12 protein-coding genes are annotated in these 11,743 nt (G+C 35.8%); 1 reads left to right on the plus strand and 11 read right to left on the minus strand.

Translation table 11 applies throughout. From position 1 onward, the window contains the following. Positions 1–4: 4 nt before the first annotated feature. The 9 genes from ABF682_RS06560 to ABF682_RS06600 all read right to left on the minus strand — a co-directional run bounded on the left by ABF682_RS06560 (position 5) and on the right by ABF682_RS06600 (position 8,734). Positions 5–1,018, minus strand: a complete 1,014-nt coding sequence (locus ABF682_RS06560) for a sugar transferase (RefSeq protein ID WP_415619328.1) — start codon at positions 1,016–1,018, stop codon at positions 5–7. 240 nt (positions 1,019–1,258) lie between these two features. Continuing rightward, entirely contained in the window at positions 1,259–1,624 is a 366-nt protein-coding gene (locus tag ABF682_RS06565; protein ID WP_415619329.1) for a TIGR02328 family protein, read from the minus strand. Then, positions 1,624–2,010: a DUF1722 domain-containing protein gene (locus ABF682_RS06570; RefSeq protein WP_415619330.1), complete on the minus strand. Its 387-nt coding sequence runs from the start codon at positions 2,008–2,010 to the stop codon at positions 1,624–1,626. Before ABF682_RS06570 ends, ABF682_RS06565 begins: the two co-directional genes overlap by 1 nt. Before the next feature lie 217 nt (positions 2,011–2,227). Continuing rightward, positions 2,228–3,118, minus strand: coding sequence for an EamA family transporter RarD (gene rarD, locus ABF682_RS06575; protein ID WP_415619331.1), 891 nt, complete (start codon positions 3,116–3,118; stop codon positions 2,228–2,230). Between the two features lie 36 nt (positions 3,119–3,154). Further along, positions 3,155–4,225 (minus strand): ABC transporter substrate-binding protein, encoded by a 1,071-nt coding sequence (locus tag ABF682_RS06580; RefSeq protein ID WP_415619332.1) that lies wholly within the window; start codon positions 4,223–4,225, stop codon positions 3,155–3,157. 13 nt (positions 4,226–4,238) lie between these two features. Continuing rightward, positions 4,239–5,066: an ABC transporter permease gene (locus ABF682_RS06585; protein ID WP_289980279.1), complete on the minus strand. Its 828-nt coding sequence runs from the start codon at positions 5,064–5,066 to the stop codon at positions 4,239–4,241. Further along, positions 5,066–5,866, minus strand: coding sequence for an ABC transporter permease (locus ABF682_RS06590; RefSeq protein WP_415619333.1), 801 nt, complete (start codon positions 5,864–5,866; stop codon positions 5,066–5,068). The genes ABF682_RS06585 and ABF682_RS06590 overlap by 1 nt, the downstream gene beginning before the upstream one ends. Positions 5,867–5,935: 69 nt before the next feature. Next, positions 5,936–7,024, minus strand: coding sequence for an ABC transporter ATP-binding protein (locus tag ABF682_RS06595; RefSeq protein WP_289980285.1), 1,089 nt, complete (start codon positions 7,022–7,024; stop codon positions 5,936–5,938). 504 nt (positions 7,025–7,528) lie between these two features. Next, positions 7,529–8,734, minus strand: coding sequence for an NAD(P)/FAD-dependent oxidoreductase (locus tag ABF682_RS06600; protein WP_415619334.1), 1,206 nt, complete (start codon positions 8,732–8,734; stop codon positions 7,529–7,531). Between the two features lie 177 nt (positions 8,735–8,911). Here ABF682_RS06600 and ABF682_RS06605 point away from each other — a divergent pair, with 177 nt between their 5' ends. Beyond that, complete coding sequence (locus tag ABF682_RS06605) at positions 8,912–9,760, plus strand: DUF72 domain-containing protein (RefSeq protein WP_415619335.1); 849 nt, start codon at positions 8,912–8,914, stop codon at positions 9,758–9,760. 224 nt (positions 9,761–9,984) lie between these two features. Here ABF682_RS06605 and ABF682_RS06610 read toward each other — a convergent pair whose 3' ends face one another. Next, positions 9,985–10,395, minus strand: coding sequence for a peptide deformylase (locus ABF682_RS06610; RefSeq protein ID WP_289980292.1), 411 nt, complete (start codon positions 10,393–10,395; stop codon positions 9,985–9,987). Then, positions 10,392–11,645, minus strand: a complete 1,254-nt coding sequence (gene glyA / locus ABF682_RS06615) for a serine hydroxymethyltransferase (RefSeq protein ID WP_289980295.1) — start codon at positions 11,643–11,645, stop codon at positions 10,392–10,394. Before glyA ends, ABF682_RS06610 begins: the two co-directional genes overlap by 4 nt. Between the last annotated feature and the right edge of the window lie 98 nt (positions 11,646–11,743).

The raw sequence follows: 11,743 nt of genomic DNA on the forward strand, positions 1-11,743 counted from the left end.
TCCTCTAGTTTAATTCTAATAATTTTTGGATGGCTTGCGTGATATAATGCCCATCCCTGATTTTTTGTCCAATAATCCTTACATTGTTGCACATCTCTCGATAATTCTCTTCAGTCACATCAGCAAGGATTCTATCAAGTTCAGCCAAACTATTAATCGTAATTCCCAAGCCATTGTGCTCTACAAAGCTCGCTAAAGCAGCTTGTTTCCAGACAATTACAGGTAAACCAGAGCTTAAATAAAGTGATGCTTTGTGAGGATTATTGTATTTGAGGTATTCACCAAAAATTCCGTTACATTCTGTTAAACTATCCCCATCCCAAATTAAACCAAAGCTCTGCTTAAGATATTTTGGAAGCTCTTCTGGTGAATATGAACCTTGATAGTTAATATTTTCTGGATACTTATCAGCTTGATTTGGACCATACAAGTATAGCGGAATCTCACTATCCATCTTTTTTAAAAACTCTGATTTACCAAGATTTCCAGCAAAACAGATTGTTCGCTCATATTTATCATGCTTTACCATCACTTGTGGATTATCATAGTCAAAAATTCCCAGTGAGACAATTGGCTTAATCATGCCTGCTTGTTTGAGCCACTTAACCATTTCTTCATTATGGGCAATTACCCCATCACTTTTATTAAAAAAAGCAATCTCTTCTGCAATATATTCAGGTTCATCACGGTGCAACCTTAATGATTCAACATCATGTAACAACAAAAAGATTTTTGTACCCCTTTTCTTCTTAACTTCATCAATAATTTTATTATTTGTTCGCTCGTTAAAGGCTGGATATTGAAACAAGATATTCTGCATTTTTTGTTTTTTTATTTCCCGTGGAATATCCCACATAACCTGTTTAATACTCATTAGCTCAGCTTTGCGTGCACCGTTAAAATAGAAGATAATGCTTTTAAAATCTGCCTTTTTCAAAAAATTAACAACATCCATCTTGGCCTTAGGACCTGCCTCATACTGTGTTTTATCATACATTGAAATCACAAAATCACTCATAATCTACCTGTCCATTTCCTATATATATATTGAAGATTTCCTATAATTCATTATACCCGATTGTTCAAAAAAATGAGAGTGTGATATAAAGCATTAAATTTGAGTAAATACTGTTCCTCACAAGCATAGCATGTGATTCACTCTATCAAGATAGACAAAAAATTCTGCTGTTAATTGATTTTTATCAATTAATAACAGAATTAATCATAGAATTTTTATTTAACTACTGAATAATTTCTTCTAACTTATAAAGATTCCCTTCTCGACCAAATTATCAATGCATTCCTGCAGATATCGTTCATCATGCTCTGGATAAATTGGCTTTGTCTTCTCCTCTTTACTCAAGTTCTTATATGGAACACAAGATTTCCCGCGATAGTCTTTATCATACCAAGCTATATCCGGTTGATAGCCTCTTTTTTTCATCTCACCCATTACCAAAATATGAAATTGATACAGCTTATAAGGTGAATATAAGAACACATAGTCTACTGTTGCATGTTTTTTCCCCCAGCCATTCCCCCTAAGAGCTGCAATTTCCCTGTGTTGTCCCAAAAGCTGCTGCCTTGGTAATTTTGTAATAAGTGCTTCATGCCATAATCTCATTATTTGTTATTCGCCTTTCTTAATTTTTTTATCAATATTGATTCTGCGAGATATTTAACTTCATATTCATCTGTTAATTCAACCAAATATCGTCCTAATTCATCGTTTGCTTCTTCAATCTTGTTTAGCAGCACTTGATACTTCCTCTTTTCTTCAAACGTTGCCTTATTTTTGAAATATCCCCAAACATGTTGATAAGCAGTCGTTAGCGTTTCTTTTGTTGGTAACATAGAATCTGCCTCTTGCAAAATTTGCTGATATCTTTGCTGACATTTTTCATCCCACTGGTTTCCTTTTGCCAAAGCCCTAATCTCATTATAGAATTGCTGCGAACGTGACATCACCCAATATTTGTTCTGTGCCCAAGATTCCTGCCACTTTTCCATTATGTTACCACCTAACCTATCCTTTTATTCCATTTTACTACTAAATCAAAATTCTCTGCTTTATTGTGCCCCAAAATTGGACTTTCTTGTAGTGCAGCCACAATATAATTATTTATACTGCAAAAAATAATTTGGATGCCAAAGAGAGACCGGCCAAAAGTTAAATTTTGAACCAGTCTCTCCATTTATTACGAATGAACATATTTCATAAGTCATTCTATTGTCTTCCGTGCTTAAGCCGGTGCAATCCATGTACATTACCTAGAATAAAGACCAGAATTCCTAACCATATAAATACAAAGACAACCGCTTTATGCCAACTGAATGATTCGTGTATTACAAAAATTGCCATCAACAACTGAATTGTTGGATTCAAATATTGAATGAATCCAAGTGTGATAAAATCAGTATTCTTTGTTGCCACTGCAAATAATAACAATGGAATTATCGTGATAATTCCACTAAGTACCAGCAAAGTTGTTACTCCAGCTCCATCTTGCGTTATTACATGAGGTGAAAGCAAAAGATATATTATGGCAACTGGTGCTACAAAAAGGGTTTCCAATGTTAATGAAATAGTCGCAGGTAACTGAACTTGTTTCTTAATTAATCCATAAAAGCAAAAAGAAGCAGCCATTAATAGTGTATTTAGAGGGAGCGAACCTGCTTGAATTGTCAGAATTACTACCCCAAGAATAACCAATAAAAGCGCAATTACCTTTGAACGCGATAGTTTTTCATGCAGAAATATAAGTGCAACAATAACATTCATTAATGGCATTATATAGTATCCCAGACTCGCTTCTGTTGCTTCGTGATGCGTAACCATGTAGATATAAATAAACCAGTTAAGAGAGATTAAATATGAACTTAGAATAATCCAAAAAATTTTGCGGTTCTGAACCAGCTCCTTAATTGTTCCCCAAATAGTTCCCCAATCCTTTTGGACAGTCAGAACAATACTAATTGTAATTAACGAAAACACAATTCTATATGCAAGCGTATCCAATGCAGGCACCACACTGAGTAGTTCCCAAAACACACTCAATAGGCCCCATAAAGTATATGCTGCCAAACCTGTACTTATACCTAAACGTCTTTTCTCCATCGCTCTTCTCCTCCGTTAACCTCACTGTCATTAAAACTAGTGCATCTTAAATTGTAAGAACAAATCATTATATTTGCTCAAATTCTTCTGTGACAAAGCATCATACACTTCAAGATGCGCTATTGTTTTATTCGTTGGATACATTACTTTATCCCTTTGCATGCTTTTTGGCAACATCTTCTTTGCCGCTTTGTTTGGTGTGGCATATGCTACATATTCTGCATTTTGAGCAGCATTTTCTGGTTTTAACATAAAATTCAAAAATGCATAAGCGCCCTTGATGTTTTTCGCCGTTTTGGGGATAACCATGTTGTCAAACCAGATATTTGAACCCTCTTCTGGAATCGTGTAACGCAGATTCTTGTTATTATCCATCATCTCCATTGCTTCTCCAGAGTAAGATACGGCAACGGGTGCCTCATCTTGTGCCATGTAAACTTTAATCTCATCAGCCAAAATTGCTTTAACATTGGGCGACAATTTTTTAAGTTTTTCATATGCTGCTTGCAAGTCTTTGGAATTAGTATCATTGACCGACTTGCCTTGACTATTCAAAGTTAATCCCATAATCTCGCGTGCCCCATCAATCAGCATAATACTATTCTTGAACTTAGAACTCCATAGATCATTCCAATGTTTAACTTCACTTGCTTTCACGTATTTATCATTATAGATAATTCCTAATGTACCCCAAAAATACGGCAGAGAATACTGATTGCCTGGATCAAATGAAAGATTCAAAAACTTAGAGTCAATGTTGCCTAATCCCTTCAACTTGCGATGGTCAATTGGCAATAATAAATGATTATTAATCATCTTTTTAATTGTGTAATCACTAGGAACTGCAATATCATAAGCAGTTCCTCCCTGCTTAATCTTCGTGTACATTGCTTCATTAGAATCAAATGTCTCATATGAAACCTTGTACCCAGTTTGTTTTTCGAATTTCGTAATCAACTTGGGATCTATGTAATCCCCCCAGTTAAAAATATTAACGACCTGATTACTTTTCCCACTGCCACTATCTTTTTCAAGCTCAAACGAAACTATGAAAAGTGCAAGGCAGATCAGAATAATTCCGAAAAACATGATATTTAGTTTTTTCACCTACTCTACCTCACTATCTAATCAAGTTTTGTTGAACTTTCTGGTCTTTACGCTTATCCTTAGGGCTATCCTTGCTGATGAAATAATATCCAATAACTAAGATTAGAGAAAATAGGAACATTAGGGCACTCAAAGCATTAATTTCTAAGCTGATTCCTTGACGTGCTCTTGAGTATATTTCAACAGAAAGTGTTTCGAAGCCATTCCCCGTCACAAAAAATGTTACTGCAAAATCATCTAACGAATAAGTAAATGCCATGAAATAGCCTGCAATCATTCCAGGAGTAATAATCGGCAAAATTACTCCTTTTAGTATCTGCCATTGATTTGCACCAAGATCTTGTGCCACATTAATAAATGAAGGATTCATTTCTTGTAATTTGGGCAGTACCATCAAGACAACAATTGGAATACTGAATGCAATATGCGAAAGCAAGACAGAGGTAAAGCCTAGGTTAATTCCAAGCACTGTAAAGAAAATCAAAAAACTTGAGCCAATGATTACATCAGGTGAGACTAAAAGAATATTATTTAAGCCTAAAATTAAGGTTCGGACTTGTGGATTTTTGATTGAATATATTCCGAGAGCTCCACTTGTACCGATAATCGTAGCAAGCAAAGAAGAAAGAAAGGCTAAGAAAAAAGTCTGAACAGTAATTAAAATCAATCTTTGATCTGCCCATATCTCTTGATAATATACCCATGTGAAATGCGTAAAATGATTCATCCCGCCACTGCTATTGAAGGAGTAGAAAATTAAGTAAAAAATAGGTAAATACAATACTAAAAAAGCAATTATCAAATACAAATTACGTCCGTAATGCCTCTTTGCAGTATTCATTATCTCCCCCTCCTTTTCTTTTCACCTGTGAGAAACATAATCAGTATCATTGTCGCAATCAAAATGACTCCAATTGTTGACCCCATTCCCCAATCCTGTGTAACGAGGAAATTCTCCTCAATTGCAGTTCCCAGTGTGATCACTTTGTTCCCACCAATTAGACGTGTCAGCATAAACAAAGAGAGTGATGGGATAAAAACAACCTGAACTCCACTTTTTATCCCGTTCAAGGTCAGTGGAAAGATCACATTCCAAAAAGTCTGAAATCCGTTGGCTCCCAAGTCACGACTGACATTGATTAGTGATTCATCTAGTTCATCAACTGCGTTAAAGATTGGTAAAATCATGAATGGTAATTCAATATAAGCAGCAACCAGCATAAAACTAGCATTGGTAAACAACAACTGATGCGAGCCTAAGCCCAGCCATTCTAATGAATTATTGACCGGCCCAGCTTGACTAAAGATTCCAATAAATGCATAGGCCTTCAATAAGATATTTATCCATGTCGGTAAGATAATTAGCATTAGCCAAAGCTGTTTATATTTTGTTTTTGTTAGAAAATAAGCTGTCGGATAACTAAGCAACAGTGTAATTAGTGTAATCAATCCCGCATAAAAAACTGAATTAAAAGTCATCCGCAAATAAGAACTGATTTTAAAGAAACTTTCATAATTGTTAATTGTAAAATTCCCATTAATACCGATAAACGATTGATATAGAATTAATGCAACAGGAGCTAGGACAAATAAGAGCAACCATAGGACATACGAACTGAAATAAAGCCCTTTTGCTTTCATATTATTTCCCCCTCAACTTTTTTGATTTTTACTATTAAGCAAGCAAAATTTTTTACCACAAATATATTCCTAACTCTGTTGGTAATCTTCTAAGCGCTGATAAAAATCAACCTCAGTTTCATTAAAACGCATGATATGAATTGCCGCAGGTTCAAAATCTAAACCGACATTTGCCCCAACCTCAACTTTTTTTGTAGACCTAATCTTCCATTCATTTCCATCTACATCGGTACAAACGATCTCGTAATGGACCCCACGGAATAATTGTGAGATAACCGTTCCAACAACTTTGCCTGTTTGCGCTGACGTTACTTCAATATCTTCTGGACGCAAAACAACTTCGATTGGTTCATTCTCTTTCATTCCACCATCAACACATTCAAAAGTTCGACCTGCAAACTTGACCTGCCCATCAGTAATCATCGTTCCTTCAACAATATTGCTTTCCCCGATGAAATCAGCAACAAACCGGTTCAAGGGTTCATCATAAATTGCGATTGGCGTTCCTCGCTGAATTATCTTGCCATGATTCATTACAAAGATCTCATCACTCATTGCAAGTGCTTCTTCTTGATCATGTGTGACAAAAATAAAAGTGATTCCTAATCTTTTTTGCAATTCGCGCAATTCATACTGCATTTCCTTTCGTAATTTCATATCTAACGCTGACAGTGGTTCATCTAATAACAACACCTCTGGTTCATTTACTAAAGCTCTAGCGATTGCAACTCGCTGTTTTTGCCCACCAGACATCTCACTGATTTCGCGATCTCCAAAATCTGGTAACCGTACCATTTTGAGAGCATCATTTACTTTTTCTTTAATTTCTTTTTTACTTTTCTTCTTAATCTTCAGTCCAAATGCGATATTATCAAATACGTTCAAATGTGGAAAAAGTGCATAATCTTGAAAAACAGTGTTAATTTTGCGCTTATTAGCAGGAATGTGATTTATTTTTTGGTCATTCATCAAAATATCACCAGAACTCTCCTCAATGAACCCTGCAATTAGAGATAATGTCGTCGTCTTACCACAGCCAGACGGCCCCAGCAGAGTATAAAACTTGCCTTTCTCTAATTTAAAGCTGATTTTTTCTAAAATTACTGTATCTTTATATTTCTTGGTCACATTACGAAATGTAATAATTGGTTCAACCATTTTGATACCCTCCCCAAATAAATTAACTCTTGCCTCGCCTCATTTTTTTTTGGGTGCTTTTGCTAGTTAGAAGTTTTAAGATCCTTTTTCAATTTTGCATTAGTCTCAACAAATCTAATCCGCGAGGAGTTTGTCAAATAGTTTTTTATGAACATTCAAAAGGGAAAGCCCTCTTCATTAGCTAGCACTACAGCCAGATGGGAGACTTTCCCACGAATTAGTTTAACAGAATTAAAAGTAATAGACCACATTATTTTTAGTTTTCATGAAATAATAGAAAAATAATTGGATATCTATTAGTAATTGTTTATTACTGCATACTAATTACGAATAGTTAACATGCTTGAAATATTATGGTTACGCATTAAATCAGAGTAAAAAGTATCTCCATTCCAGTACTCTCGAACTAATTTAACTTTTGACCAGTCTCATAAAAAACACCCCATAATAATTAGATTTTCTAACTGTTATGGGGCACTTTTTACTGCTTTATTATTTCAATCTCTATTCGACTGCTTCAAGCTTCACCACTTTATTTAATTCTTCAACTGTTGGTTGTTTCTTTAAAATACCTTTCAGATGTCCCAGATTCACATCAGAACTCCAAGACAATACTCCAGCCAATATATTTTTATCAAAATAATAAACAATATACTGCTCGTCTCCGAGCTTCTCTGCATACATCTTTAATCCTGAATTAACGTTGCCAAACGCTTCCCAATTAATATCAAATACCCAACTATAAAAGACTGGTGTATAATCATAAATACCAGTCTCGCCAGCCATCTGTTTACCAACAAATAATCCTGAATTAATAGCATGCCTTACATGACCTGCACTTTGGCGACTCAAAATCTGGTCGGGATATGAAATAATGTCTCCTGCTGCCCAAATATCAGCCGCTGTCGTTTTAAGCTGCTCGTCAACAATGACTCCATGCTCATCAACTTCGAGTCCAGCTGCACTTGCTAAACTGTAATCTGTGAATGCACCAATTCCTAAGACAAGCCCGGCACCTTGCAGTACAGTTCCATCATTCAGTTGAACTTTAACCCCATCTCCAACAAGTTCATAACCAGATGCTTTACTATTATGATAGATTTTGATCCCCGCCGCAAGATACTTTTGTTCATACTTTTCACTTAAGAATATAGGGAACTTCTTATCAAAAATTCTGTCACCAGTAATTACTAATGAAACTTTGGTATCGCTTTGAATCAATCCAGCAGCAATTTCACTTCCAATATAGCCATTTCCCACAACAATCACATGCTTGCCTTTGCCGCTAAATTTGCGAATTTTAAGATAATCCTGCTTCGATCTTAGTGCAACTACCCGCTCGCTGCTCTCTCCTTTAAGCGCTTTCGCTTCACTCCCAGTTGCAAGCAGTAATTTATCATATGCATACTCCTCACCCTTGTCAGTTTTTACAATATGCTTTTCAGGAATGATTTTTATTACCCTAGTTGCTAAGGTTATCTCTGCATTGTATTTTTGTGCCGTGTGAAAATCAATATCTTCATCATGAAAATCTGGGTCTACCCAAAGCTTTTTACTTAAAGCCGGTCTAGCATAAGGTTCATCTATATCCGCTGAAATAATTCCAATCGTTCCTCCCTTATCTATCGACCGAATACCAGCGACTGCCTGATCTGCAGCCATTCCGCCACCAACAATTAAATAATTATATTTTTTATTTTCTTTTGTCATTTAGCTTACCTCCCATTATTGATAAAGCAAGATTACTTTTAATTGAAATTTAAATAGTATCCTAAGCATATTATAGAGGAATTGTTAGTCAACTTAAAAAAATTTGCTTATTTTTTATTTTAGATTAACAGAAATGTTACAATTAATTGACTATTACAAGAAACGGAGCGATTCAGGATGTACACGATTGGACTAACTTCATGGAGTGAGCATAAATCATTGATTAAGAACATCAACCGCCCGCTGACTCTGCAAGAATACAGTGCTTTTTTCCCAACAGTTGAACTTGATACCTTCTTCTATGGTATACCACGTGTTACAAGTGTTGCTGCCTGGCTTACTCAAGTTCCCAGTGATTTCAAATTCGTTATCAAAGCTAATCATTCTTTTACACTTCATCCTGGAGAAAATCTGACTAAAGCTGAAATCTCGAAAAAAATCTGCACATTCAAAGAAGCCATTAGTCCGCTAGTTGACAACAATGCTCTTAAAACTATTTTATGCCAGTTCCCGCCATATTTTGATGCCACAACAAAAAATGTGGCTTATCTAAGATATCTGATAAAGGAACTTACTGGTTTGCCACTCTCCTTTGAATTCAGAAATCACAGTTGGTTTAATACACCTACGTTCAACTCACTAGTTAGCTTTTGTACTCAAAATAATATAACTTTGGTTGTTGTAGATGAACCATCTGTCGGACAATTGTCAGTACCTTTCAAACCTATTATCACTAACAAACAACTTCTCTTGGTTCGCCTACATGGCAGGAATGAAGCAGGGTGGCAACATAAAGGACCTGATTGGCGTAAGTACAGGACATTCTATGATTACTCCGATAATGAACTTAGTAGATTAAAAGATACTTTGATACTTCAACAAAATTCAGTCCAAGAAATCTGTATTATCTTCAACAATAATTCTGGCGGTCATGCAGCTAAAAATGCACTGTCATTGAAAAAAATGCTGAATATCAAATTCAACAATTTGAATAAACAGCCCCCAGAGCAATTGGACTTTTTTTGATTTTAGTTATAAAAATTGAATGCTTTGAGATTGAAAAAGCCCCACATATGGAACACATTTATTCGTAATAAAGAGCGGAGCTAGATAAAATTTAACTTTGAATTTACTTGTGTATTTGGTCATAAAAAATACCCCATAATAATTAGATTTTTGTCTAACTGTTATAGAGCGCTTAATAAAACGAATTTTTTCTATCCAATACTTCCACTATTCGTACTTATTTGTTAAATAATAATACCCTCACAATGATCTATCTCATGTTGAATAATTTGTGCAATCAGCCCTGAAAAAGACTGTTTTTGGTGGACAAATTGCCTATCCAAATACTCAACCGTAATATTTTCGTATCGCCTTGTTGACCTTTCACCAACTAGGGATAAACAACCTTCTTTTGCTTGGTAAGACTTACTTTTTCCAGTAACTTGGGGATTAATCATTGGGACTGCAAATGGTCCCATCTGACAAATAATTATCCGCTTGTATTCACCAATCATATTTGCCGCCATTCCAATACACTCATCTTCATGTGCCGCTAATGTATCTGCTAAATTGATAATTATCTGCTTATCAGAACTCGTCGCCTCTTTAGACTTAAGCTGTAACTTGCTGATTTCTTTATTAATTCCGCAAATCATCTGTTAGCCCCATTCGCATAGATTGGATGTGCGTCTGTTAATGACTTTACCTCTTGCACAACTTTTTTTAGTACCTCTGAATCTGCAGAAGATTCCAGTACCTCTACAATCAACTTTGCAACTTTTACTGCATCGTCTTCACTGAATCCACGACTGGTAATTGCAGCAGTTCCTACCCGAATCCCACTAGTCTTGAATGGGCTCAATGTTTCAAACGGAATTGAGTTCTTATTAACAGTGATGTTAACTGAATCTAACAACTTCTCAGCCTGTTTACCATTTAACCCAAAACCTAATACATCCACTAGAATCAAATGATTATCAGTTCCACCAGAAACCAAGCGTGCTTTGTCAGTATTTTCAAATACTCCTGCCATCGCTGCTGTATTCGTAATAATTTGCTTGCAATATTCCTTGAAATTAGGATCAAGAGCTTCCTTGAATGCAGCAGCCTTACCAGCAATCACATGTTCTAATGGACCACCCTGTATTCCCGGGAAAATTGCACTATTAATTTTCTTAGCCAATTCTTCATCATTTGTTAAAATCATTCCGCCACGAGGTCCACGTAAAGTCTTATGTGTTGTAGTAGTCGTAATATCAGCATATGGGACTGGGCTTGGATGCAGCCCAGTTGCAACAAGACCAGCAATATGGGCCATATCAACCATGAGTTTTGCGCCAACTTCATCTGCAATTTTCTTAAACCTTGCAAAATCAATTATTCTTGAATAAGCGCTTGCCCCCGCAACAATCAACTTTGGTTGATATTCCTTGGCTAATTCTAAAATTTTATCATAATTAAGCTTTTCAGTATTTTTGTCTACCCCATATCCAACAAAATTATATGTTTTTCCACTAAAATTAACTGGTGAACCATGAGTTAGGTGTCCTCCTGCAGCTAAGTCCATTCCTAAAACAGTATCACCGGGTTGAATCAAAGCCAAATATGCCGCAGCATTTGCCTGTGAACCTGAGTGCGGCTGTACATTAGCAAATTTTGCGCCAAATAATTTCTTAGCGCGCTCAATTGCTAAGTTTTCGACAACATCTATGTACTCGCATCCGCCATAATATCGCTTTCCTGGATACCCTTCTGCATATTTGTTAGTTAGTACGCTTCCTTGAGCAGCAAGTACAGCTTTTGATACAATGTTTTCTGAGGCAATCAACTCCAAATTTCCTTGTTGTCGCTTCTCTTCAGCAGCAATTGCCTGCCACAATTCTGGATCAAATTCTTTGTAATCCATCTACTAATCATCTCCGTTCTTGTTTGCTATTGTACCATAGCAAAATCAGAGTGTGACACAAGTTGAGAAAATTTGAGCACTAACCAAAATTACGAACA

This window comes from Liquorilactobacillus sp. (genome assembly GCF_047719775.1).
GTDB lineage: Bacteria > Bacillota > Bacilli > Lactobacillales > Lactobacillaceae > Liquorilactobacillus.